This is a genomic window from Caulobacter sp. FV1ye13L, assembly GCF_058681155.1.
The window spans coordinates 2893625-2917345 of sequence record NZ_CM178732.1 but is presented as its reverse complement, the minus strand read 5'-3'; the positions used below and the strand labels follow the sequence as shown (position 1 = coordinate 2917345).

Genomic DNA, 23721 nt, shown 5'->3' with positions numbered 1-23721 from the left:
GGTGTGAGATGATCGAAGTCGCACGCCAAGCCCAGGGCCTGATCGGAATTGCTTTCATTCTACTCCTCGCTTGGGGAGTGTCGGAAGACCGCGCAGCCCGTCCGAGTTGGCGCTGGATCGTCGGCGCCGTCGCCATGCAGATCGGCGTCGCGTTGCTCATCGTCCATGTGCCTTTCGTCTGGCGCCTGATCGGCTACGCAAACCATGCTGTGGATGCGATTGAACAGGCTACCCTGGTCGGGTCGAGCTACATGTTCGGCTACACCGGCGGCGCGCCCATCCCCTTTGCGTTGAAGGAAGGGGCCTCGCCTCCTCTCATCATCGCATTCCAGATTCTGCCGCTTGTGATCGTTTTCTCGGCCCTAGCGGCGTTGCTATGGCACTGGCGGATCCTAGGCTGGGTGGTGCGCGGCCTTTCCTGGGCGTTGCGGCGCACCCTAGGGGTCAGCGGAGCCGTCGGGCTTGGTGCGGGTGCGACCGTGTTTTTAGGAGTAGTGGAATCACCGCTCGTCCTTCGCGCCTACTTCGATCGCATGAGCCGTTCCGAACTTTTCTCGGTCATGGTCCTGACCATGTCGACGATTTCCGGTGCGATCCTGGTTCTTTACGCCACCACCCTCTCGCACACGGTGCCCAACGCCGTTGGTCATATGATCTCCGCCTCGCTCATCTCGCTGCCGGCCGCTATCCTTATCGCTCGGCTGATGGTGCCTGGCGATAGCAAGACAAGCACCGATGATCCGGAGTCGACGCTCCGCTACGAGAGCAGCATCGACGCGATTATTCGCGGGACTATGGACGGCGTTCAGCTGTTCCTTGCGGTGATCGGGGTGATCATCGTCGTCTTTGCTCTGGTCGCTCTGGTCGATCAGGCGCTTTCCGTTTTGCCCCTGGTCGACGGTCAGCCGCTCACGCTGAAGCGGACGTTCGGTTGGGTCTTCGCGCCAGTGATGTGGGCGTTAGGTGTCCAGTGGAGCGAGGCGCCGGCGGCGGGCGCCCTGATGGGGACAAAGACCATTCTCAACGAGTATGTCGCCTACCTGGATCTGGCCGCCTTGCCGATCGAGACCTTCGGCCTGCGTAGCCGGCTGATCGTGACCTATGCACTGTGCGGGGTCGCCAACCTGGCAAGCGTGGGGCTGCTGGTGTCGACCATCGCGACCCTGTCGCCAGGCCGCCGGGCGGAGGTGGCAGCTCTGGGCATGAAGTCATGGCTAGCTGGCAATTGCGCCTCGGCGATGACCGGAGCGGTTATCGGCCTTGTGACGCTGATCTGAGCGGGGGAAGCCATGTTCGACGCGCATCTGCGGCCCCTTATCGATCCGCCACTCAACTGGGTGGGCCAACGACTGGCGCGGATCGGCGTGACCGCCAATCAAGTTACGGCGGTCGGAGGGGCCTTTGGCATTGCCGCCGGGGTGTCCATCGCCGCCGGACATTTCGGCGCCGCGCTAGCGCTCATCGCCTTCAGTCGCTTGCTGGACGGACTCGACGGCGCCGTCGCTCGGGCCACCCGAAAAACCGATTTTGGGGGGTACCTCGATATCGTTGTCGACTTCATGTTCTACGTTGCGGTGCCCGTTGGCTTTGGGCTCACCAACCCCGCCAATCTCCCATTCGCCTTGGTTCTCGTGGGAGCTTTCACGCTTACTGGCATTAGCTTCCTCGCCTTTGCGACCCTAGCGGCGCAGCGTGGGCTCGAAACGACAGGCCATGGCGAGAAAAGCTTCTTTTACAATACAGGCTTGGCCGAAGGGACCGAGACGATCTTGGCCTTTGTGCTGATGTGCCTTTGGCCTGCGGGGTTCCCCATCCTGGCGTCCATTTTCGCCGGCCTGTGCGGGATAACGGTTATCCAAAGAAGTCTAGCCGCACGCCGTCTCTTCGGTGATTTTTGAACTTTTGCCTCTCTTCAGTCGCGCGGCGCCAAGCTAAATTTGAGTTCTCGGGCGAAAAGAGACTGTGAGTTCAACTTTTCGGCGGCGACGCCGCACATCTATACAGGGAAATCTCCACGACTGTCCTTAACCGCCCCTTATTGAACCCAGTCGCACCCTTAGTTTTCATGTGAGGACAGCCACGATCTGATCGAAATAACCTTGACCAAAACTTTGAACCTGGTCGGGTCTGAATCTGTCGCCGGTCACAGGCCGGACGAACCCTATCAGCCATCGGCGAGCCCACGGCGACAAAGTCACGGCTTTCATTGATCTCCGTTGCACAGGCCTCTCGACGACAGAAAGTCCCTTCGCGCCCGCTCCCGACGAGATGGTGCATTCCTGTAAACGGAACGGTCGTTGGCAACGACGCGATGTAGGCCAAGTTCGTTTTCCCGCTGCTGCCGATTCAGTCCGCAACATAGTTCAAGCGTTGGGCCAGAAAGCGCTCGTCAAAGGTAGCGAGGCCTTGTCGTCACTGGCCATCAAAGAATCTCGTGTGCCGTCAGGAGCGCTCATGACCTCAAACCAAATATCTCTGGTCGGGCTCGCTCCAACCCTTGAGACCCCGACAGACCGATACATCACTGTTCGGCGGCGCACCGAGAGTCTGGCTGGACCATTGTCGCCAGAGGATCAAAGCGCGCAGTCGATGGCGGACGCGAGCCCGACAAAATGGCACCGCGCGCACACGACTTGGTTTTTCGAAACGTTCCTGCTCACGCCCTTCCTGCCAGGCTACGAGGTCTTCGACCCAGCCTACAGCTATCTGTTCAACTCCTACTATGAAGCTGTCGGGCCGCGGCAGCCGCGCCCACAACGAGGCCTGCTCACCCGTCCTTCGGCAACGGAGGTTGGTCATTTTCGCGCGCATGTCGACACAGCGATGGTGAAGCTTCTGGATGGCGCGTTGACGCCGGAGATCATCGAAAGACTTGAACTTGGCCTCGCGCATGAGGAGCAACATCAGGAGCTCATTCTGATGGATATCCTCCATCTTTTCGCTCAGTCGCCACTCAGCCCGGCCTATTTGTCCACCCAGCCAAGAACCTACGTGAGCCCCGGCTCGCTGCAGTTTAGTCGCTTTCCTGGTGGAATCATTGAGATTGGCGCGGTCGGCGCCGACTTTGCCTTCGACAATGAACGGCCTCGTCATCAGGTCTATCTCGCGCCCTTCAGACTGGCGGACCGCCTGGTCAGCAACGGCGAGTGGATGGCTTTCATTGAGGCCGGCGGCTATCTGCGCATCGAGTTCTGGCTTTCGGACGGGTGGGCCCAAGCACGCGCTGAAGGATGGGAAGCGCCCGGCTATTGGCGTCGAGAACGCGAGGGTTGGAGCACCATGACACTCCAGGGACGCCACCCCGTGGATCCCCACGCCCCGGTCGTCCATGTGAGTTACTACGAGGCTGTCGCCTTCGCGGCCTGGTCTGGGTACCGTTTGCCAACCGAATTTGAGTGGGAAGCCGCCACGAATCTTTCAGCAGGTACATCAACGCGCCAGCTCTTCGAGGAGGCCTGGCAATGGACCTCGAGCGCCTACGCTCCGTTTCCTGGCTTCCGGCCAGGACCAGGAGCGTTAGGGGAGTACAACGGCAAGTTCATGGTCAATCAGATGACCCTGCGTGGCGGCTCTCTGGCGACGCCGCCGGACCATTCGCGGTCGACCTATCGCAACTTCTTCCATCCCGCTAGCCGGTGGATGTTTTCAGGTGTTCGTCTTGCTGATGACGATCGAGCGAGCGAACCTACACCCGAAAACAGCTTTCTCGACGATGTGATCGCCGGCTTATCAGCCAATCCAAAATTTCTACCTTCTAAGTACTTCTACGACGAAAAAGGATCAAAGATTTTCGAGGCAATCTGCGAATTGCCGGAATACTATTTAACCCGCACCGAAACCGCGTTGCTATCAAGTATTGCGGCGGACCTAGCGTCGCGGATCCCCGAAGGTGCAGCGTTGATCGAGTTTGGCAGCGGCGCCAGCACGAAGACCCGCATTGTGCTCGACGCCGCACCGCAAGTGGCGATGTACGTGCCCATCGATATCAGCCAAAGCGCCTTGAGTGCGGCGACTGAAATCTTGCGTGAGACCTACCCCAAGCTTTTGGTCAAGCCGCTCGTAGATGACTTCACGCGAGCGATCGATCTGCCGGAGGGCGCGAAGGGGCATGCTCGCGTGGGGTTCTTTCCTGGATCGACAATTGGTAATTTCGCACCCGAAGAAGCCGAAAAGCTCTTACGTCGGGCTCGGACGCTCCTTGGCGAAGGGGCCCTGTTTATCGTCGGCGCTGACGTGGCCAAAAGTCCCGACGTTCTGGTGCCGGCTTATGACGACGCGCAGGGTATTACCGCTGCCTTCAACCTCAACATCCTCGCGCACATCAATCTCGCCCTTGGCGGAACCTTCGATCCTGAGGCTTTCGTACACCGCGCAGTGTGGAATGCCGACGAGAGTCGGATCGAGATGCATTTGGAGAGCCGTCGCGACCATCTCGTGATGGTTGGGGAACACGGCTTCCAGTTCGCGGCTGGCGAAACCATCCATACCGAAAACTCTTATAAATACGTCCCTGCGGTCTTCGAGGCGATCGCCGGGCGTGGCGGCTGGACGGTGCTGGATCGCTGGATCAGCGCGAACCCAACGTTCGCGATCTATGTTCTCAAAGCCCAAGTTTGAACCGTTCTGGGGTCTGCCAGCATCTGTCTTTTGCGGTCTAGAGGATGTCACGGCGAGGGGTCCGTCGGTCGAACAGCGTCGTAGTCATCCTGACCTCGCCGAAGACGGTGGGCCATGCTCCGAAGGTCAGGTTGTTAGTGAGCCGCTTCACCCATTTGGCGAGCGTCGCAGGGTCAACGCCCAAGGCCGTAGGCACGGCCTTGGGCGTTGACCTCGTCTGAACCCGTCGCACCAGCTCGGCGCACCTGTGGGGCGTCTACCGGGCAGTTTTCCGCAGGGTCATCCGATCCTCCGGCGTCTGAAACTTCGCAACCTTCAGAGGCCCCGGTCAGGATCGGATGGACAACCTATTGGGAGCTCAAACTAGAGCTCGACGATAATCTTGCCGAAATGGCCACCGCCTCGCATCAGATCAAATGCCTCGCTAATTTGGCTCACCGGAAAGCGAGCATCGATTACGGGCCTGATCTGGTGCAGGTCGATGAAGGCGGCCAATGCCTCATAATGTTGACGTGAGCCCACCGTCACCCCGTGGATCTCGGCATTCAAGCCTTGCACTGGGCCCAGCAGAGGTTGCGAACCAAAGCCTGTCAGGACGCCGATTTGCGATATGACGCCGCCCGGCGCCAGGCACGCGATGGACGATGCAAAGGTATCGGGCCCGCCCAGCTCGAGTATGTGATCGACGCCATCGCCATTGGTGAGCTCCAACGCCTGCTCATGCCACTCTGGGTGGGTGCGGTAGTTGATCGTCTCATCCGCTCCCAGGGCGCGCGCACGTTCAATTTTTGCATCGCTCGAAGAGGTCAGGATCACGCGTCCGCCAAGAGCCTTTGCAATCTGCAGTCCGAAAAGGGCGACGCCGCCGGTGCCTTGGACGAGCAGGGTCTTGCCCTTGCCAAACCCACCGCGTTCAACCAAGGCATGCCATGCGGTGACACCGGCGCAAGGTAGCGCAGCCGCCTCGGTAAATTCGAGACTGTCGGGGATGGCAACAAGCGCGTGCTCGCCGATCACGAGGCGTTGGCTCAGTACGCCATCGGACTCACCGCCCAGGGCCGAGGCGCGATGGTGACGGGCGAAGGGGCCCTCCGACCACGCCGGCATGAATGTCGGGGACACACGATCGCCGACCTTCCAGCGGGTGACCCCGTCGCCCACGGCCGTTACAATTCCGGCCGCGTCCGACAGCGGCGACAGTCCCTCGCTCACGCCCGGATAGACGCCATCGACGACCAACAGATCGCGATAGTTTAGACTCACGGCGATGATGCGAACTTCCACCTGGTCGGAGGCCAGCGGGATTTCGGGCAAGGGGACAGAAACAATGTCGAAGCGACCGTTGGCGCTCGTAAGTTCATATCGCAGCGGCGCATCGGATGCGACGAATGTGGGGCGTTGCATTAGGGCTCCAATTTCTTTATCGATCGATAAACATTACATCTCGGAAGAGCCTGTTTGGAACAATCGGTAGAGAAATGGACTGTTGTGGCGCGCGGACGTAGTCGCAGCTTCGATCGGGATGAGGCGCTGGATCGCGCCCTGCGGCTGTTCTGGGACCACGGCTATGATGGCGTCAGTATCGGACGCCTGTGCCAAGCCGCCGGGATTGCTCCACCCAGTCTGTACGCGGCGTTCAAGTCCAAGGAAGATCTCTATCGCGAAGCGGCGCTGCTCTATGCGCGGCGGTACGGCGACCCGATTTTCGCGGCGGCCTCCGAGGAGACCGATCCGGCTGACGCGATAGCGCGCCTCCTGGCTGCAGCCGCGGCGGCATTTGCCGATATCGACACTCCTGCGGGGTGCTTCGCCGCGACGGGGCTTCTGACCGCTTCGCCTGGCGCCGAAGACCTCAAGGACGTCGCCGGCGCCATGAGGCGCGCAACACGTAATTGGGTGAAGGCGCGCCTGGAGCAAGCCATTGTCGCGGGTGTTCTATCCAAGGCTTTGGAAGCGGACCTGATTGCCGACTATGTCGCGATGCTGATTGAAGGACTGGCGGTTCAAGCGCGCGACGGCATGGAAACAGAGCGCCTGACGATGATGGCGACACTGTCAGCGGAAAGTTGTCGAAATCTGATCGCCGCCTATCGCTGACCGGGCCTGCAGGTGCGGTAGGCTCTCGCCCGGGCGCCCCCGCCCCGCCAGATGTCCCAAGCCTCTCACACCCAAGCAAGGGCAGATCAGATGCTCCCGGCGCGCTCGCCGAACGGGGCGCGATACCGGTGTAGTGGCGCGGTGCGTGCACCTCGTACGGGCTGGAAAATCGAGCCTAGGGTCAGTCTGTGGGCTCTTCGACGCCATCGTCGCGAACCTGCAGGTCTAAGCTTCCCTCGAGAACGACCAACACCTTCGGTCGTCATTCACATGCCAGATGCAAGGTTGATCGGTCCAAAGCGGGTGAACGGTCACGCCTTCGATTTCGGCGATGTCCAGCACTTCCCAGGGGCGCAGGCCCTGGAACGCTCTGGCTGCAATGACCTTCAGACTTCCCCCTTCCCCGCTCCCCTATCCACGATGACCTCATCACGGAGGAAGCCGCCTTCGCTCAACCGCCGCCCCAGCGCGTCAATGAAGCGAGCGTAACGCTCCCGGCCTCGGTCGGTGGCGGCCTGATCGTCACTCGTCGACATGACCGGCATGGCCTTCAGCCATGTCCGCACGAAGAGTGCGAACGCCTCATTGGAAATGGTGAGGTCGCGCTCAAGCCGCTCATACTGGCGCGTCAGGCGATCGAGGCGGCGATGCAAAGCGGCCTCAGCAGTCGCCGCGCTGTCGGGAGAGAGGTAGGCCGCCAGCGCCGCGCGCATAAGTTCGGACTTTGATTTTCGGGTCCTGCGCGATGTCTCGTCGAGGTCGCGCACAAGGTCACCAGGCAGGAAAACTTTGGTCTGAATTTTCATGGCGTCCTCAAAGATCGATGCCGTCGCGCGGGTCCATGGACGCCTGACGCGCCACCTTGGCCAAGCGTGCGTTCAACGGCTCGTCAGACGGGGTTTCTGTGGCCGGCCTGTCGAACAGATCCGGCTGCTGCGTGGATTGCGGGCGGGTGACCGGGTCGGGGATCAACTCCGCCTCCGGCGTTCGGCGAAGCCCGCCGTCGGCTGTTGCGATCGGCGCCTTCTCCGCCGTCGCGGGCTGCGTCCACTCTGAACGCTGAGACTGGGCCGATCTTTGTGGTTTGTCCGGCGGGGCCACCACCCGCCCCGTCAGCTGCCGATCCATAAAGTAGCGAACCTTGCGGGCGCGAATGGGCGACAGGCCAGAGACCAGCACCAGCGCCTCCTGCGGCGGAAGTTGCATCACCTCGCCCGGGGTCAACAGGGGTCGCGCCGTCTCCTGCCGCGACACCATCAAGTGACCAAGCCAGGGCGATAGCCTGTGCCCGGCATAATTGCGCATGGCGCGCAGTTCCGTGGCGGTCCCGAGACTGTCGCTGATCCGGCGCGCGGTCCGCTCGTCATTAGTCGAGAACGCCACCCGGACATGGCAGTTGTCCAGGATGGCATTGTTGGCGCCGTAGGCCTTTTCGATCTGGTTGAGGCTTTGCGCGATCAGCACGCTTTTCAGCCGGTAGCCAGCCATGAACGCCAGCGCCTGCTCAAAGAAGTCGAGTCGCCCCAACGCCGGAAATTCGTCGAGCATCAGGAGTAGTCGCCGCCTTGAAGCGGCGGGCTCAAGCGCCTCGGTCAGGCGTCGGCCGATCTGGTTAAGCACCAGGCGGATCAGCGGCTTGGTTCGGCTGATATCCGAGGGCGGAACGACCAGATAGAGACTGACGGGCCGCTCCGCAGAAACAAGATCCGCGATGCGCCAGTCACATCGAGACGTCACGGCCGAGACGATCGGATCACGGTAGAGCCCCAGGAAGCTCATCGCCGTTGAGAGCACGCCTGAGCGCTCATTGTCCGACTTGTTCAGGAGCTCCCGGGCGGCGCTGGCGACGACAGGGTGGACCGCCTCGCCCAGGTGTCGCGTCGCCATCATGACCCGCAACGTGGCCTCGATCGTCCGGCCCGGATCGGCCAGGAAGTTGGCCACCCCCGCGAGGGTCTTGTCCGCTTCGGCGTAGAGCACGTGAAGGATCACGCCGACCAGCAGGCTGTGGCTGGTTTTCTCCCAGTGCGTGCGACGCTCGAGCGCCCCTTCGGGATCGACCAGAATGTCGGCGATGTTCTGAACGTCGCGCACTTCGGCGTCGCCGCGCCGGACCTCCAGCAGCGGATTGTAGGCGCTGCTGGCCGCGTCGGTTGGGTCGAATCGCAGCACCGCGCCCAACCCCTGCCGGAAGCCCGCAGTGAGCTGCCAGTTCTCGCCCTTGATGTCGTGAACCACGACCGAGCCGGGCCAGGTCAGAAGCGTCGGAACCACCAGGCCGACACCCTTGCCCGACCGCGTCGGCGCAAAGCACAGCACGTGTTCGGGTCCATCATGCCGAAGATAGCGCTCGCCCAACCGGCCCAGCATCACGCCATCCTCGCCAAGCAGGCCGCCCGCCCCTGCCTCGGCCTGGGTCGCCCAACGCGCAGATCCGTAGGTGGTGACCTCGCGGGCCTCGCGCGCGCGCCAGACCGACAGGGCGATGGCGACAGCGACAGAGGCCAGCGCCCCGCTCACCGCGATCAGGCCCCCGCCGACGAAAACCTCCGGCGCGTAGGCTTCATAGACAAACCACCAGACGAAGAGGGCGGGCGGTGGATAGACGGGCCATCCAAACGCTTCAAACCAGGGCGGCCCCAGGCCGGGCTGAAAGCCAAGTCGCCACGCTGTCCACTGCGTCGCCGCCCAGACGCCGCCAAGGCTGATAATGGCCACCAGGAACACCTGGCCCCAGAGGATCTTGCTCCCGCTCATCGTCGCGACCTTTTGCTCACCGTCCCGGCCCCCGCTGTCGTCCAAGCGCCCAGTCCACACCGCCGCCAGGCGTCGTCCAGCCGCGCACTTCAAGGCCCAGCTGGGCGTCGAGACCCCGCGTCCAGGGCGCCAGCTGGAAGCCGAGACCGTCGTCGATCATTGCAAACCGACCCGAGGCCAGATCGACCCGCTGTCGGTAGACGCCCGACACGAGCTCCCAGTCCGCCAGAGGCCGATGGCGCAGTCCTGACTGGCCTTCGAGCCGCGCCCCGGCGGCCACCAACTCGCCGGATCGCAACTTGGCGATCAGGCCGACGCTCGGCCGCCATTGGGCGTCCTTGCGATCCATCAGCCCCAAGGATTGCAGGTGCGCCCGCCGACGCTCCTGGGCGTCGGACACGATCTGGCCAAACCCCTGGCCTGACAGCGGCGCCGGGTCCGCCGCCACCAGCCTGCGGTCGAGCCATGTGGCGCCGGGGGCCTGCACCTGACGCTCGACAGGCATATCGGAGCGGTGAACCACGACCAGCCCGACACCGTGCCCTGCGCCGCGCGCAAGGACCTCGACAATCCCACCAGGACGCGTGTCGCCCGTCGCCTCCAGGTCGCCAAACCGGAAGTGGTGCAGCCGTCCGTCAATCCCGTCGACGAGCAGATAGGCCTGCCCGGTCAGTTCGTCCTGAAGGCCTCTGTCGACCACCCGCCCCAGCACCGGCGCTGCGAGGCGGTCGCCTTGAATGGCGATCTGCGCCGGATCAAGCTCAACGCCGGCCATCGCCCGGTGAAGCGTCTTGATGACGTCGCCGCGGTCACCCAGTGCCTTCAGTCGCGGCTCAAGGTCATCGACCAGAACCCAGCGCGCCGCGCCCGCCGCCCGGGCCAGGCCAAATCGCTCGAGCGTACTCGCGCGGCCCAGGAGCCGGCGATGATCGTCGCCGTAGCGAGCGCCATCACCGCGAAGATCAACCCGGCCGTCGGTCGCCAGACGGCGAAGCGTCCTGTCGAGGGATGTCAGGCGCTCGGCCTCGACCTCACGATCCAGGCTGGCCGCGATCTCCCGCTCGGTCCTGGGTCCAAGCTCCAGAGCGACCAGGGCCTGAGCCTGATCGCGTAGACCCTGGCTGATATAGTCTCGGGCGATCACCAGGTCCTGGCCGTCATCGGCCACGCCGCGCACCAGCACGTGAACATGGGGATTGTCGGTGTTCCAATGATCGACCGCGATCCAGTCGAGACGCGTGCCAAGATCACCCTCAGCCCGCGCCAATAGATCCCGGGTGGTCGCGCGCAGATCTTGCAACTCGGCGGCGTCTTCGGGCGAAATGATGAAGCGAAAGTGGTGGCGGTCGTCCCTGCAGCGCTCGGCGAAACCGTCGACATCGCTGGACGCATCAGGGCCGAAGGCGCCGGCCGGACGCCCCTCGCGTCCCGCGCCGTCGCGCTGCAGATATCGCAGGTGATCGCCCAGTGAGGCGGCGCGATACCGAGACCCGGCATGGCGCACAATGCGCGCCTTCACGGTGACCCTGCGCACCGCCACCGACCGCGCAGGCCGGACCTGCCCCCGGCCAACTGTCGCCCTGCCGCGACGGGGCCCAAGCTCAAGGACGCCAAGTCCGGCCCGACGCGCCGCCGTCGCGACCTCGGCGACAAAGCGGCGACCGCGCCCTACCTGACCCTTGCCGCGATCGCGCGGAGCGCCTGGGCGAAGCTGAAACTCATCGTCATGGGCCATGACGGCGGCTCCGACCCGAGGTCCCTGCCAAGCCACTGATACTTTGAAGGGTTTCGTCCTTACGACGCCCTACGAAAAGACCTGGTCCCGAAAATTCCTCAACACCCACAAGCGGATAGCTCGACGGGGTCCCGCGCCTTTTATCTTGCTGTGCCCTCTCGCCCGCCCCACCCGCACTTTCCCGCCTCAAGATCTCTCCAACCTGACCCGCAACATCGTCAGCGGCGGTAAGGAGGTGCATCCCTGACGGCCGGACGGCGAAAAGGTCGGCAGCCCGCCAGTTCAGTGCGGGCCCGTCGATAGGGACCAATTTACCATCCAGGATGGCGCGCACGCGCGCGACGTAGAGGCGTGTTTCCTGCGGCAACGGCTGACCCCGCCGCAGATGGGCCTGATAGCGCCCGGGCCCGGCATTGTAGGCCGCCAGCATGCCCGAAGGGCCAAACTGGTCGTGCAGTTCCCGCAGGTAGGTCGCGCCGGCCAAAATGTTGTCGACAGCGTCGAACGGGTCAGATCCCAGCGTCAGGCGGTGGCGAAGATCACGCCAGGTCGGCGGCATCAGTTGCATCAGACCCATCGCGCCCTTAGGCGAGACCGCGCGCCCGTTGCAGCCGCTCTCGGCGATGAGAACCGCCTTCACCAGATCGCTTGGGAGCCGCACCTTCCAGGCGGCCTGCGCGACGGCGATGTCGATCGCGGGATCAGCATAGCGCTCGGGACAGGCGGCGACAGGGCCGGCGACGAGACCCGCTAACGCGCCCGCCGTCATGGTGCTCAGGAGCGATTTCATGGCGGGCCCCACGTCCAGAGGGCATGGGCGCGCCCGTGCATGGACGACCGGCGCAGAGGCCCAAAATAGCGCCCATCAAGACTGAACGGCCCGTCGTTGAGCAGCAGAACTTCATCCGCCAGCAAGCGCCGACAGCCGCGCCAGACGGGCAGCGGCCGACCCTGTCGGTCCCGGTCCAGGACCCTGGCGACGGGCTGACCATCGATCACGATGGTGTTCGCCCGAGCGCAGACATGCTGCCCGCCGACGGCCGCCAGCCGCTTGATCAGCGGCACGTTGGACGGCAGATAACCGCGCTGGGCCAGCCAGTCGGCCACACCTGGAGGCGGCGAAACGAGTGCGAGATCTCCGATCGCCGGCGGGCTTCTCGAGATCCAGTAGACGCCGAGCGGCGCACTGGCGGTCGTGTTGAAGACCAGCCGGCGATCCGGCGGCGCCAGGATCGAAGCGACTGTAAGGACCGAAATCAGCCCCGCCGCCGAGCCGATCACGGCGTGACGGGCGCTCACGCGCCCTGCCTTTGGCGGGTTCGCCAAACGCGATCCAGGCGATGGTCATAGGATCGCATCGGCAGACCCGAGACGATCCGTCCCGCCAGATTGACCCAATGATCGGGGGCAATCTGCTCGACCCTGAACCCTGCGCGCTCAAGATCAGCTATGGCCCCCAAGGCGCGCTCGACCTGCAAAGGCTGCTTGAGATCGAGCAGGATCTGGGCGCCCGGTTCGATGCCCGGTAACAACGAAAAAGCTTGCCCAGGGGTGACGGCGCGCAGGATCGACAGCCGCCGGGCCGACCGCCCACGGTCCCCGTCGTGCAGCGAGAGAACCGCGAAGACGGCTCGCGGCAGGAACTGCAGGCGCTCGCGTTGCGCGTCGAGCTGGCGACGCTCGGTCGGGTGGCCAAACCGCAAACAGCGCTCGATCCGTCCGGGCGCGTGCAGCAGATCCACCCAGGTCTTGACCAGGCCCTGCATCAGTCCCGCCCGGAATGGGCATAGGCCGGCGCCAGGGCGGCGTGGCGCTTTGCGGGGCTGACCGACTGGGGCGTCACCTCGCTGGTCGATGTGCGCGCGCCGCGGGTAGCCCAGATCTGGAGGTCTTCCAGCGCGTAAATCACCCGGCCACCGACCTTTCGGTAGGCGGGACCGGTGCCATAGGTGCGGTGCTTTTCCAGCGTGCGGCCTGAAAGGCTCAGGAAGCGGGCCGCTTCAGCGGTGCGGAGATAGCGTGGCGGCAAGCCGCTCTCAGGCAGGGACATGGTCGAATCCTCGGCGGCCTGGGATGGCGTCAGCGCACGTTCGATGCCGCCCGGTGACACTGGCGAAGACCCGGCCGGTCGGGGGATGGCGAAGATCGGCAGGCCGTTTTCGCCACCCCCGAGGGGATCAATCGATGCGTCGAAGGAGGCGCAGATAGGCCCCCTGCATCAGCGCCCGCCCCGCCCTCACCAGACGAATGGTGGTGTCGCGGGCGGGACAGGTCTTCCAGTCCGGCCGCTCGATTTCGGCGTGGTCAAAGAGCCTCGCTGCGATCTGGCGATAGCTGACGTTCTCGAGCGATCCGTCGAGCGCGACGAGGATGCGGTTCAGCCGCCGGCGCTGCGCTGGCGCCAGCGTCGCGCGCGGCCGGCGCGCATTCGCCACCGCGCGCAGGGCGTCGGCGGCGCGCAGACGAATACCCAGATCAGCGTCAAAGGCCAGGTGGACAACAAGCGGTCCGCTGGCGGCGCGGGCGCCGCGCACCAAGGCCTGGAGTCCATCACAAAGGCGCAGGTGCAGACCGTCCTCAGCCTGTCTTGGCGGATCGATCGGGGCCGGCAGCGGCAGGGCCGGCGCCGCAGCATCGGATTGGGGCTGCAGGCAGACGACCACCGCCGGCGCGACATCAGCCCGCCAGAAGACCGGCGCATCCGGCGCCGGCTCCTCGGGATCTGCCGCAAATCTCAAACCCCATCGACTGTCGATCTCGCCTGCGGACCACGCCGCCAGGCTGCGGCTATAGTCTTGTCGATAGGCCGGATTGCGCCGCAAGAACTCCCAGGCATAGCCGGCGGCGAACAGGGTGGGCGCGCGAGCGCCGCCATCGGCGCACTCCCGCCTTGTCGTCTTCTCTCTCGAACTGGCGTCCGCCGCGACCATCCCGGGATGGCGCCGGATCGCGCGTCATGGCGCCACATCGGCGCAACCCTGCTGGCCGCCTTCTGCGCGCTTTCGCCAGATACCGACCCGCAACCGCGAAAAGTTTGCGGATAATCCGCAAGCAATCGGGCGGCCTGCAGCACGATCAGTGCGTTCGCTCGCCGGTCGGCGGCTAGCTCAACGTTGCAAACAATTCCGCAGGCGGCACTGAAAGAGCCCGCGCGATCTTGATGATCGCCGCCGTGCTGGCATTGCGTTCGCCGCGCTCGATGAAGCCGATGTAATTGCGCGTCAGCCCTGCCTTCTCAGCCAGTTCTTCCTGGCTAAGGCCAATAGCCTTGCGAATGCGCTGTATTTCGCGTCCCAAGGTGGCGAGATCAGCGTCGACAACCACGCTGGACACTCGCCGCGCGAGGATGCAATCTCTACATACTGACAGTGTGTATTTCGACTTCGCGCCGCCTCATGCGCCGGCTCGGCGAAATGGTCTCACTGCCGATCCTCAAGTTGGCGAAGTCGCTATGAGCCCGACAAACACACTTGTCGAAGTCCTCGAGGATTCCGCCGACCTTGCGGAAGCCAGGGGGTCCCGCGACCTCTATCGCGACTACGCCGCCTGGCTGCGCGCGGCCTTGCGCCATCGCTTCGGGGCCGACGCTGCTGACGATCTCGTGCAGGAAACCTACCTGCGCGTGACCCGCAACGACACCGCCGCGATCCGCCATCCCCGCGCTTTCCTGATGCGGATCGCGATCAATGTCGCACGCGACTGGGCGCGGCGGCGCCGCGTCGAGGTCGATCCGCCCGCCAAGGAGGCGATGATCCAGGCCCTGCCGGTCGACGCCTCGCAGCATCAGGCGATCCTGCTCAAGCAAATCGTGCTGGCGCTCCCCCCTAAGTTGCGCGATGTGTTTGTGCTAAATCACATTGAGGGGCTGACGCTTCAGGAGATCGCGCAGTTGCGAGGCATGTCGCTCAGAACGGTTGAACGTCGGATGTCCGCCGCCATGCTGGCGGCGGCCGCCGCCCTGCGGCAATAGGCTCGCGCCCATGAGCCAGGACGACCAGGCTCTGCGCCGCGCCGAGGCCGAGGCGGCCGATTGGTATGTGCGAATGGACACCCACTCGGTCGCGCAGGACGACGTCCTGGCCTTCTTCGCCTGGCGCCGAAATCCGCTCAACGCCGCCGCCTATGCGCGCATGGAAGACGTTCGCGGCGCGGCCGCCCGACTGCGCCAGGATCCAGACCTGCGCGCCGCAGCGCGCGAGGCCCTGGCGCGCCCGGTCTGGCGCCGGCGCCTGCCGGAGCGTTTCACGAGCCCCGCCGGCCGGCTGGTGGTGACGGCGGCGCTGGCCGCCAGTCTTCTGGGCGCCCTGTCCCTCGGATACAGTCAGCGGGGACCGCGCTACGCCACAGACATCGGCGAGCAGATGAGCGTTCAGCTCGACGATGGATCAACCCTGCGCCTCAACACCGACAGCCGCGTGAGGGTGCGGTTCAGCGGCCAGCAGCGGCGCGTGCTTCTCGACCGCGGCGAGGCCTTTTTTCAGGTCGCCCATGATAGCCAAAGACCCTTTCTGGTGCAGGCCGGCGGCGCCCAGGTGCGCGCGATCGGCACGCGCTTTGACGTCCGACGCGACGGCCAGACGGTCAGGGTGGTCCTGACCCAGGGCGTCGTCGTGGTCGATCAACCGCGCGTCCCGGACACCGCCGTGACCCTCAAGCCCGGTCAGGCGGTCAACCTGACCGCCGGAGAGGTGGCAAAAGCCGAGCCGGTCGATAGCCAGGCCGCCGTCAGCTGGACGCAGGGCCAGCTCACCTTCCATGACCGCCCCCTCAGCGAGGCCGTGGCCGAGGTGAACCGCTACAGCCGCCGCAAAGTTACGCTAGGCCCAGGCGCGCCGGCCCAGGCGCGCGTCAACGGCGTGTTCGAGATCGGCGATGTCGACACCTTCGTCGCCGCCGTAGCCGAAGGCCTGGACCTGACCGCCGAGCGTCGCGTCGATGGCCGCGTCGCGCTGTCCCCGCGCCGGGACGCGGGCGGCGACTGAAAGTTTTTTGACGGCCGGCTGTCGGTAAAAGACGCTCGCCTGCGTCTCACCCGCAACGCCGACGTCAGAGCCCTCATCCGGAGCGGCCCCGATCGGCGATTGGGGGACTGGGATCTCGATGTCGCGTCTGAACCGTAATCTGCTTTTGGCCTGCGCCGCCTCGGCGGCCCTCCTGTCAGCCGCGCCCGACAGCGCCGCACTGGCCGCGCCGCGCGCCGCCGATACGGCGGTGCTGATCGACATCCCGGCCGGCCCGCTCGATACGGCCCTGCTGAGCCTGGCGCGCCAGACCGGAACCCAGGTCTTTTTCACCAGCCAGATCGTCGCCGGACGCACCGCGCCGGCCATCAGCGGCCGCCTGACCGCCTGGCAGGCCCTGCAACGTCTGCTGGCCGGCAGCAATCTGGAGGTCAAGGCCGCGGGCGCCAACGGGCTGGTGCTGCGTCCCGCCGCCAGGGCGTCGCGGGTCGAGCCGCTCGGTCTGGAGGGCGATCCGGGCGCCGGGCCGACGCGGCTGGACGGCCAGGCCCTGAGCCCGCCCGGTGAAGCGCGCCTGGACGCCGCCGCCCAGAACCTTGAGGCCGAAGAGACGACGCGGCTGTCGGAGATCGTGGTCGGCAGCCACATTCGCGGCGTGCGTGACGGCGCCTCTCCGGTGATCGTCATGGGCCGCGAAGAGATCGACCGGGCCGGCTATGCCAGCGTCGCCGAGGCCCTCTCGGCCCTGCCCCAGGCCTTCGGCGGCTTCGCCAGCGAAGACGCCTCCTCCACCGGCGCCGACACCAGCGGGACCAACACCACCCGCACCACGGGCGTGAACCTGCGCGGCCTTGGTGCGGACGCCACCCTGGTGCTGGTCAATGGCCGGCGTATGGCCGGCACGGGCGCCAAGGGCGATTTTGCCGATGTCGGATCGATCCCGCTCACGGCGGTTGAACGTATCGAGGTGCTTCTGGACGGCGCCTCGGCCCTCTATGGCTCCGACGCGGTCGGCGGCGTGGTCAACATCGTGCTGCGCGCCCGGCTGGACGGCGGCGAGACGCGTCTGCGCCTTGGCGGCGCCACGCGCGGCGATGGCCGAACGCTGCAGATCGGCCAGGCCTTCGGCAAGACCTGGTCGAGCGGTCACGCCCTCATCGCCTACGAACTCCAGCAACGCGACAAGGTGGCCGGCGCCGATCGGGCCTTTACCGGCAATGCCGACCTGCGCGGCCTGGGCGGCAGCGACTGGCGTCGCACCTTCAGCCAGCCGGGCAATATCCTGCGGGCCGACGCCACCGGGACGCTGGTTCCCACCTACGCCATTCCGGCGGGGCAGCCCGGGACGGGCCTGTCGCCGAGCAGCTTTGGGCTGGGACAAACCAATCTCGAAAACCAGCGGGCGGTGTTCTGGGTGCTGCCGCGGACAGAACGCCAGAGCCTCTATGGGCTCATCGCCCAGGACCTTGGCGACCGGATCGATGTTTCGGCTGACGCGCGGGTCAGCCGCAGGCGCTTCCTGACCCATGGCAGCGCCGTCAGCAGCAGCCTGACGGTCAATCGCGCCAATCCCTGGTTCGTGTCGCCCACGGGGGCCGCGTCCGAGCGCATCGCCTATTCGTTTCAGAACGAGCTGGGCGCCACCGTCTCGCACGCCATCGGCGAAAGCCTGGGGACCAGCCTGGGCGGCGGCGCGCGCCTTGGGCGCGGCTGGCGGGCGGAACTCTATGGCGCCTATGCCGCTGAATTTGGCGAAAGCCGGCTGACCAACGGTCTCAACAGCAGCAAGCTCGCCGAAGCCCTCGGCGCGGGGGCCGACAGTCCGCTATCGGCCTATAGCGCGACGCGGGACGGCTTCTTCAACCCGTTCATCGGTACGGGATCCAACCCACGCGCCATCCTCGACTTTGTCGGCTCAGGCTATGAGCACATCAAGAACCGCAGCGACGTGGCCTCGGTCAACGTCAAGCTGGACGGTCCGCTATGGCGCCTGCCCGCCGGGCCGCTGCGCCTGGCGGTCGGCGGCCAATGGCGCCGCGAGACGCTGATGACCTCGGGCGATACCTTCACCTCCGGCTACGCCCCCAGCGCCCTGGCGCGGCGAAAGTCGGAGCGCTCGGTCGACAGCGCCTTCGCCGAACTGCACGCGCCGCTGTTTGGGCCAGACAACGCCCGGCCGGGTCTGCGGCGACTGGAGGTGTCTCTGGCGGCCCGCTACGAGGACCATGGGCCGGCGGGGGTGAGCCGCGATCCCAAGGTCGGGGTGATCTGGTCGCCGGTCGCCGACGCCACCCTGCGCGCCAGCTACGGGACCTCGTTCCGCGCCCCGGCCCTGCCCGAGCTCAATGACCCCTTCCGGATCTCCCCGACCCTGCTGCCGCGCGGCGGGGCGACGGTCACCACCCTGCTGCTGCTGGGCGGCAACAGCGGCCTTGAGCCGGAGACGGCCACCTCCTGGACGACGAGCCTGGAGCTGAAGCCGCGGCGCTGGCCGGGGCTGAAGATCAAGCTGGGCGCCTTCCGCACCGATTTCGAGAACCGCATCGCCCAGCCGACCCTGGACAACCTGCTGACCGCCCTGACCCTGCCCGAACTGGCGCCGTTCCGGACCTTTGTCAGTCCAGGGACGAACGCGGCCGATTTGGCCCGGGTGAGCGCCCTGGTCACCCATCCCAACGCCAGCCAGACCGGTCTCTTCCCGGTCACCGCCTATGGAGCGATCGTCGACGCCCGCTATGTCAATTCCGGGCGGCTGCGCGTCGAGGGCCTGGATCTGACCGGCAGCTACGGACGCGATCTGGGCGAGCACCGGATCGATGTGGACGGCAATCTCTCCTGGCTGCTGCACTACAAGCGCCAGGTGACGCCGGTCTCGCCGAAGGTCGAGCTGGCGGGCATGACCGGCTATCCGGCCGATCTGCGGGCGCGGCTGGCCGTGACCTGGAGCGGCGAGGATCGCGCCGCCATGCTGGCGATCCAGCATGTCGGCGACACCCGCACCGAACAGGGGCGACGGGTCGCGCCGTGGACGACCCTGGACCTGCAACTACGCTGGACGCCGGAGGCGATGACCCGCCTGGGCCAGGGGATCACGGTCGCCCTGACCGCCCAGAACCTGCTCGACACCGACCCGCCCTTCCACAACTCGCCCCTGGCCGTCGGCTACGACCCGGCCAATGCCGATCCGCTCGGTCGCGCCGTGGCCCTCTCCCTGACCAAGGCCTGGTAGGCCCCAACCCCTCCGATAAAAGGACGTCTCCCATGCGACGCGCGCCGCCGCTGGCGATCGCCTGCGCCCTGAGTCTGGCCGGTTCGCCGCCTGTTCACGCCGTAAGCTCGCCGATCCTAGCCCCGGCCGGGGCCCCGGCTGTCGCCGCAGCGGACGCCCAAACGGGTGTCTGGCAAGGCCCTGCGATCACTAGCCCGACCGGCGACCGGGCTGTCCCCGGGACCGGCGAGGCGGCCGACGCGCGCCGCCCCTACAGCGTCGACGACCTTCTGGCCCTGGAAAGCCTGGGGCCGGCGGCGATCGCTCCGGACGGTCGCTGGGCGGTGCTGCAGACCTATGACCGCTGGGACGCTCAAGCGCGGTTTGATCTGGACAGCTGGGGCCGGCTGGGCCTGGGCCAGGTGACGCGTGTCGATCTTACGCTCAGCGACGCCCTGCCCCGCCCGGCCTTTCCGCAGGCGGCGGGGGTTGGCTATACGGCCGGTCCCCTGTCCCCGTCCGGCCAGCGCCTGGCGGTGCTGCGCCTGCAGGGACGGGCCCTGGAACTGGGGGTGGCGACCCTGGAGACCGGCGCGGTCACCTGGCTGGGCGTTTCGCCGCCGCTGGATGTCTGGGGCCGCACCGTGGCCTGGCGCAACGAGGACGAGCTGATCGCCATCGACCAGGCGCAAGATACGCCGGGATCGGGCCTTGGTCTGGGCTGGCTGGTCCAGGAGCGCACCACCCGGGCCTGGGCGCAGGCGGCGGCCGGACGCTATTCCGGCGTGGTGCTGGGCAGCGGCGCCTATCGCGACGCGCGCCCTCAGGCCAGCCCCAGCGCCCTGGTGCGGATCGATCTGCGGGGCGGCGGGGCGACGGCCTTGGCGCGCGGCGCCTTCGTCGATCTGGAGATCGCGCCGGGCGGCGGCCATGTCGCCGCCCTGGCCGAGGCCGAAGATCTGGCCCTGGGCCCCGGCCTGCTATCGACCGGCACGCCATTTCGTCGCCGCGCCCTGACCCTGCTCGATCTGGCGACCCTGGAAGCCCGCGCGCCCTGCCCGACCTGTGATCTGGACGCCCGGCTGCTGGCCTGGAGCGCCAGCGGCCAGACCCTGCTGATCCATGATCGCGGCCTAGCCGGGGTCAGGCCCGCCGCCTATTGGCGCGTCCCGACGCGCGGCGCCGCCGTGGCGCTCCAAACGCCGGGGCTAAGGCCTGTGCTGGCGCCCACGCCCGACCACGGCCTGGGGGCCAGCGGAACCTGGCTGGGCGAGACGCCGCTGATCCCGGCGCAGCCGGTCTCGGGCCCGTCCCGGACTGGCTGGTGGCGGCTTGAGCGCGACGGTCCCCGCGCCCTGCCCCCCTGCCCGAACGGGGGCGAAATGCGCCTGGTCGGGCTGTCGGGCTCAAGCCCGCTGATGGCCTGCGGTGAGGCGGTGTTTGCAGTGTCGTTGGAGGGCGCGCTGACCCCGATCGCCACGGGCCGGGTCCAGCGGCTGACGGGCCGCACCGTGCGGCTGGCGGCGACGCCGCGCCCGGCGCAGGAGCTGGCGGTGATCACCCCGGGCCCGGCCGGCCGGCGTCTGGCCCCGCTTCAGGGCGGCGGCGCGGTCACCCTGGGCGTCGACGACGTCCCGCAGGCCCTCAGCGCCCAGGGCCTGGCCGCCGTCACCCAGACCACCGATGACCGGGGCGTGCAGTCGGTGTGGCTCGTCCGCCCCGGCCAGGCCCGGCGCCGGCTCCTGACCCTCAATTCTGGGCTGGCCGGGGTGGCGGTGTCGCGGCCCGCCCCGATCCGCCATGTCGGCCCGGACGGCCAGGCCCTGACCAGCTGGCTCTATCCACCCTCCGGGCCGCTGTCCCGGGAAGGACGCGCGCCGCTGGTGGTGATCCCCTATCCGGGCGAGACCCATGCGGGGCCGCCGGCCGGCCAAGCGCCGGGCAGCCTGCGGTTTTCGGCGAACGCCCAGGTGATCGCCGCCCGGGGCTATGCGGTGCTGGTCCCCAGCCTGCCCTACCCAGCCCAGGGCGAGCCGATGGACGGCCTGGCCGAGCAGATCCTCCAGGTGGTCGACGCGGCCGCCGCTCAGACCGCCGTCGATCCCCGGCGGGTGGCGATCTGGGGCCACTCCTATGGCGGCTATGCCGCCCTGGCCGCCGCCACCCAGAGCCGGCGCTTCTCGGCGACTATCGCCTCGGCCTCGGCCTCGAACCTGCTCAGCTACTATGGCCGCATCGGTCCGCTGGCCGCCGCCGCGCCCGAGGTCGGCCTGCCGATCGCCCCCTCGGCGGGCTGGTTCGAGACCGGCCAGGGGCGCATGGGCGCGCCGCCCTGGGTCGACCCGCAGCGCTATCTGCGCAATTCCCCGATCGTCCGGGCAGACCGGATCACCGCCCCGGTGCTGCTGATCCATGGCGACCTCGACAAGGACCTGTCGCAACCCCAGGGGCTGTTTGCCGCCCTTTATCGGCAGAACAAGGACGCGGTGCTGGTCACCTATCGCGGCGAGGGTCACATCATTCAGGGCCCGGCCAATGTCCGGGACGAGTACACTCGGGTGTTTGGCTTTCTGGACCGTCACCTGAGGAATCGGCCTCAGGATCCGCCCCCCTCGCGCCCCTCGTCGGATAGGGCGCTCCAGTGACGGGCCCAGCCTTCGAGCATGACCGCCGCGAACAGGGCGCCGGCATGGTCCTCCTGGATCAGCTGGCCGGCGTCGAGCAGGGGCGCCAGTCGATCCCGGTCGATCAGGCCGTGCTCGGCCAGCCGCCCCTGCAGCAGGAAGGGCCCGAGAAAGTCGAGGCTGGCCGCCAGGCTCTGACTGAAAAACGCCGACAGGTCGCTTTTGGCGCGGCGGTCGCGGATGATCGCCGGCAGTCGGTCGGCAAAGGCGGCGCGGGCGAAGGGCCGGTCGCCGGCGCCCAGGGCCAGGATCGGGGTCGGGATCGCCAGGCAGGTCTCGACCACCGGCTGGGCGAGCAGCGGATGGACAAGATCCCCGGCCCGGGCGCGCGGACAATCGCCAAACACGCTCAGATTGGCGACCAGGGCCCGGATCTGGATCGCCTTGCCCGGTGCAATGCCCGCAAGATCGCGGAGCCAGGGATGGGGATCGCGGCCGCCGCCGACGGCGAACGGCGGCGGCGACGCCAGGCCAGGGGGCCGCAGGGCCGCCGACGGCGCGCCGGCCAGCAGCCGCCAGATCGACCTCTGGGTTCGTCGCGACAGGTGGGCCAGGCCCCCCGCCAGATCTGCGCCCGGCGAGCGCAGCAGGTCCACCACCATCTGATGCGGCGCCATCTGGCAGAAGACAGCGTCACCGCCCTGGCCGGTCATCAGCATCCGCGCCCCGTCCAGCCGCAGCCGCGCGGCCAGGTCGGCGTCATGATCGGGATCGACGGCGTTCCAGCTGGGCCGCAGGGTGGCGGTGGCGTGGGCGACCTTCTCCGCATCCAGCTGCAGCAGCCCGCGCGCCACCGTCGCCAGGGGCCAGCCGGCCTGATCGGCCACAGCCTGGGCAAACCGGCGCTCATCGGCCTCGACCTCGCGCCAGTAGTGATTGACCGCGCCGGTGACGCGCGCGCCTGAGCGCTCGAGGGCCGAGGCGACAATGGCCGAGTCCAGCCCGCCGGAGATCTCGCAAAGCACCGGACGCCGGTTCGCCGACAGGGCGGTGACGCTCCCATCGATGACCCGCGCCAGAGCCTCCTCCGACGGGGGCCCCGTCCTGCGCGCAGCGCGCACGACGCCGGCCGGGGTCCAGAGGCTGATGCGCCGGCCGCCCAGCAGGACCTCCCCGGGGGCGAGGCTGTCCAGCCCGACCAGGGGCAGAACAGCGCTCGTCAGGGCCTTCTGGCGCAGCAGGCGGCCTAGGGCGGGCCAGTCAACGGCCAGGTCGGCGGGCCGAGCCTCGCGCGCCAGCGGCAGGCGCGAGCCGATGAAGACGACCTCCCCCCGTCGCCAGATCACCGCCTCGCGCTGTCCCAGGGGATCGCGCGCCACGTCGGGCCGGCCCGACGGGGTCGGGGCGACGGCGACCCAGGCGCCAAAGCCCCGCGTGGTCAGGCGCGTAAAGAGCGCCTCAGCGGGGCGGTCACCTCCGCGAAGGCCCAGCGCCGCGCCCTGGCCGCGACGCGCGGCGGCGGCGTCAAACACCTCGCCGATCACCACCGCGCCCCCGGTCCAGACCAGCGGCGGCGGCGTAGAACCGCCGACAAAGACGCAAAGCTCATGGCCGTCGAGCGCCAGGCTCCAGCCCGGCTCCCGCGCCAGGGCCGCCCGGGCCTGCTGCGCGGCGGCCGGCGGGGCGCCATGGGGCCAGGTCAGGACCAGGTAATCGCCCATC

19 protein-coding genes are annotated in these 23721 nt (G+C 67.1%); 8 read left to right on the top strand and 11 right to left on the bottom strand.

The features are described from left to right. Nucleotides 1–8: 8 nt before the first annotated feature. The 3 genes from ACW176_RS14150 (at nucleotide 9) to egtB (ending at nucleotide 4617) form a co-directional block, all read left to right on the top strand. Nucleotides 9–1277: a NupC/NupG family nucleoside CNT transporter gene (locus ACW176_RS14150; protein WP_492109581.1), complete on the top strand. Its 1269-nt coding sequence runs from the start codon at nucleotides 9–11 to the stop codon at nucleotides 1275–1277. Nucleotides 1278–1289: 12 nt separating this feature from the next. After that, complete coding sequence (locus ACW176_RS14145; protein ID WP_492109580.1) at nucleotides 1290–1898, top strand: CDP-alcohol phosphatidyltransferase family protein; 609 nt, start codon at nucleotides 1290–1292, stop codon at nucleotides 1896–1898. Between the two features lie 556 nt (nucleotides 1899–2454). Beyond that, entirely contained in the window at nucleotides 2455–4617 is a 2163-nt protein-coding gene (egtB, locus tag ACW176_RS14140; RefSeq protein ID WP_492109579.1) for an ergothioneine biosynthesis protein EgtB, read from the top strand. A 363-nt stretch (nucleotides 4618–4980) separates the two neighbouring features. On the opposite strand, the gene ACW176_RS14135 is transcribed toward egtB, so the two are convergent. Further along, a complete protein-coding gene (locus ACW176_RS14135) occupies nucleotides 4981–6021 on the bottom strand; it encodes a zinc-dependent alcohol dehydrogenase family protein (protein WP_492109578.1) in 1041 nt (346 codons plus the stop codon). 54 nt (nucleotides 6022–6075) lie between these two features. Here ACW176_RS14135 and ACW176_RS14130 point away from each other — a divergent pair, with 54 nt between their 5' ends. Next, nucleotides 6076–6714: a TetR/AcrR family transcriptional regulator gene (locus ACW176_RS14130; RefSeq protein ID WP_492109577.1), complete on the top strand. Its 639-nt coding sequence runs from the start codon at nucleotides 6076–6078 to the stop codon at nucleotides 6712–6714. A 386-nt stretch (nucleotides 6715–7100) separates the two neighbouring features. Here the strand turns inward: ACW176_RS14130 and ACW176_RS14125 are convergent, their stop codons facing one another. The 9 genes from ACW176_RS14125 to ACW176_RS14085 form a co-directional block, all read right to left on the bottom strand. Further along, nucleotides 7101–7520, bottom strand: a complete 420-nt coding sequence (locus ACW176_RS14125; protein ID WP_492109576.1) for a ribbon-helix-helix protein, CopG family — start codon at nucleotides 7518–7520, stop codon at nucleotides 7101–7103. Nucleotides 7521–7527: 7 nt separating this feature from the next. Continuing rightward, entirely contained in the window at nucleotides 7528–9471 is a 1944-nt protein-coding gene (locus ACW176_RS14120) for a conjugal transfer protein TraG (protein WP_492109575.1), read from the bottom strand. Between the two features lie 16 nt (nucleotides 9472–9487). Continuing rightward, nucleotides 9488–11206 carry a DUF3363 domain-containing protein gene (locus ACW176_RS14115; protein WP_492109574.1) on the bottom strand — a complete coding sequence of 573 codons (1719 nt, stop codon included), beginning with the start codon at nucleotides 11204–11206 and terminating at the stop codon, nucleotides 9488–9490. After that, nucleotides 11196–11996, bottom strand: coding sequence for a lytic transglycosylase domain-containing protein (locus ACW176_RS14110; RefSeq protein ID WP_492109573.1), 801 nt, complete (start codon nucleotides 11994–11996; stop codon nucleotides 11196–11198). The genes ACW176_RS14115 and ACW176_RS14110 overlap by 11 nt, the downstream gene beginning before the upstream one ends. Continuing rightward, the gene (locus tag ACW176_RS14105) at nucleotides 11993–12505 is read right to left on the bottom strand and encodes a S26 family signal peptidase (protein WP_492109572.1); all 513 of its coding nucleotides are present in this window, start codon (nucleotides 12503–12505) and stop codon (nucleotides 11993–11995) included. The genes ACW176_RS14110 and ACW176_RS14105 overlap by 4 nt, the downstream gene beginning before the upstream one ends. Further along, a complete protein-coding gene (locus ACW176_RS14100) occupies nucleotides 12502–12972 on the bottom strand; it encodes a DUF2840 domain-containing protein (protein ID WP_492109571.1) in 471 nt (156 codons plus the stop codon). The genes ACW176_RS14105 and ACW176_RS14100 overlap by 4 nt, the downstream gene beginning before the upstream one ends. Continuing rightward, the gene (locus ACW176_RS14095) at nucleotides 12972–13256 is read right to left on the bottom strand and encodes a helix-turn-helix transcriptional regulator (protein WP_492109570.1); all 285 of its coding nucleotides are present in this window, start codon (nucleotides 13254–13256) and stop codon (nucleotides 12972–12974) included. Before ACW176_RS14095 ends, ACW176_RS14100 begins: the two co-directional genes overlap by 1 nt. Before the next feature lie 127 nt (nucleotides 13257–13383). Further along, complete coding sequence (locus tag ACW176_RS14090; protein WP_492109569.1) at nucleotides 13384–14136, bottom strand: DUF2285 domain-containing protein; 753 nt, start codon at nucleotides 14134–14136, stop codon at nucleotides 13384–13386. A 172-nt stretch (nucleotides 14137–14308) separates the two neighbouring features. Next, nucleotides 14309–14530, bottom strand: a complete 222-nt coding sequence (locus ACW176_RS14085) for a helix-turn-helix domain-containing protein (RefSeq protein WP_492109568.1) — start codon at nucleotides 14528–14530, stop codon at nucleotides 14309–14311. A gap of 127 nt (nucleotides 14531–14657) precedes the next feature. Between ACW176_RS14085 and ACW176_RS14080 the strand changes: the two genes are divergently transcribed. The 4 genes from ACW176_RS14080 (at nucleotide 14658) to ACW176_RS14065 (ending at nucleotide 22020) form a co-directional block, all read left to right on the top strand. Beyond that, complete coding sequence (locus ACW176_RS14080) at nucleotides 14658–15176, top strand: RNA polymerase sigma factor (protein WP_492109567.1); 519 nt, start codon at nucleotides 14658–14660, stop codon at nucleotides 15174–15176. Between the two features lie 10 nt (nucleotides 15177–15186). Next, nucleotides 15187–16188: a FecR family protein gene (locus tag ACW176_RS14075; protein ID WP_492109566.1), complete on the top strand. Its 1002-nt coding sequence runs from the start codon at nucleotides 15187–15189 to the stop codon at nucleotides 16186–16188. A gap of 118 nt (nucleotides 16189–16306) precedes the next feature. After that, nucleotides 16307–19396, top strand: a complete 3090-nt coding sequence (locus ACW176_RS14070; protein WP_492109565.1) for a TonB-dependent receptor domain-containing protein — start codon at nucleotides 16307–16309, stop codon at nucleotides 19394–19396. A 32-nt stretch (nucleotides 19397–19428) separates the two neighbouring features. After that, nucleotides 19429–22020 carry an alpha/beta hydrolase family protein gene (locus tag ACW176_RS14065; RefSeq protein ID WP_492109564.1) on the top strand — a complete coding sequence of 864 codons (2592 nt, stop codon included), beginning with the start codon at nucleotides 19429–19431 and terminating at the stop codon, nucleotides 22018–22020. On the opposite strand, the gene ACW176_RS14060 is transcribed toward ACW176_RS14065, so the two are convergent. Beyond that, complete coding sequence (locus tag ACW176_RS14060) at nucleotides 21972–23720, bottom strand: asparagine synthase-related protein (RefSeq protein ID WP_492109563.1); 1749 nt, start codon at nucleotides 23718–23720, stop codon at nucleotides 21972–21974. The genes ACW176_RS14065 and ACW176_RS14060 overlap by 49 nt on opposite strands. Nucleotide 23721: the final 1 nt, after the last annotated feature.

Excerpts from the sequence above, each read along its gene's own strand:
- ACW176_RS14095 (WP_492109570.1), bottom strand. The coding sequence starts at position 13,256 with ATGTCCCTGCCTGAGAGCGGCTTGCCGCCACGCTATCTCCGCACCGCT.
- ACW176_RS14075 (WP_492109566.1), top strand. The coding sequence starts at position 15,187 with ATGAGCCAGGACGACCAGGCTCTGCGCCGCGCCGAGGCCGAGGCGGCC.
- ACW176_RS14090 (WP_492109569.1), bottom strand. The coding sequence starts at position 14,136 with ATGGTCGCGGCGGACGCCAGTTCGAGAGAGAAGACGACAAGGCGGGAG.
- ACW176_RS14135 (WP_492109578.1), bottom strand. The coding sequence starts at position 6,021 with ATGCAACGCCCCACATTCGTCGCATCCGATGCGCCGCTGCGATATGAA.
- ACW176_RS14065 (WP_492109564.1), top strand. The coding sequence starts at position 19,429 with ATGCGACGCGCGCCGCCGCTGGCGATCGCCTGCGCCCTGAGTCTGGCC.
- ACW176_RS14145 (WP_492109580.1), top strand. The coding sequence starts at position 1,290 with ATGTTCGACGCGCATCTGCGGCCCCTTATCGATCCGCCACTCAACTGG.
- ACW176_RS14125 (WP_492109576.1), bottom strand. The coding sequence starts at position 7,520 with ATGAAAATTCAGACCAAAGTTTTCCTGCCTGGTGACCTTGTGCGCGAC.
- ACW176_RS14100 (WP_492109571.1), bottom strand. The coding sequence starts at position 12,972 with ATGCAGGGCCTGGTCAAGACCTGGGTGGATCTGCTGCACGCGCCCGGA.
- ACW176_RS14115 (WP_492109574.1), bottom strand. The coding sequence starts at position 11,206 with ATGGCCCATGACGATGAGTTTCAGCTTCGCCCAGGCGCTCCGCGCGAT.
- egtB (WP_492109579.1), top strand. The coding sequence starts at position 2,455 with ATGACCTCAAACCAAATATCTCTGGTCGGGCTCGCTCCAACCCTTGAG.
- ACW176_RS14120 (WP_492109575.1), bottom strand. The coding sequence starts at position 9,471 with ATGAGCGGGAGCAAGATCCTCTGGGGCCAGGTGTTCCTGGTGGCCATT.
- ACW176_RS14150 (WP_492109581.1), top strand. The coding sequence starts at position 9 with ATGATCGAAGTCGCACGCCAAGCCCAGGGCCTGATCGGAATTGCTTTC.
- ACW176_RS14080 (WP_492109567.1), top strand. The coding sequence starts at position 14,658 with ATGAGCCCGACAAACACACTTGTCGAAGTCCTCGAGGATTCCGCCGAC.
- ACW176_RS14060 (WP_492109563.1), bottom strand. The coding sequence starts at position 23,720 with ATGGGCGATTACCTGGTCCTGACCTGGCCCCATGGCGCCCCGCCGGCC.
- ACW176_RS14070 (WP_492109565.1), top strand. The coding sequence starts at position 16,307 with ATGTCGCGTCTGAACCGTAATCTGCTTTTGGCCTGCGCCGCCTCGGCG.
- ACW176_RS14110 (WP_492109573.1), bottom strand. The coding sequence starts at position 11,996 with ATGAAATCGCTCCTGAGCACCATGACGGCGGGCGCGTTAGCGGGTCTC.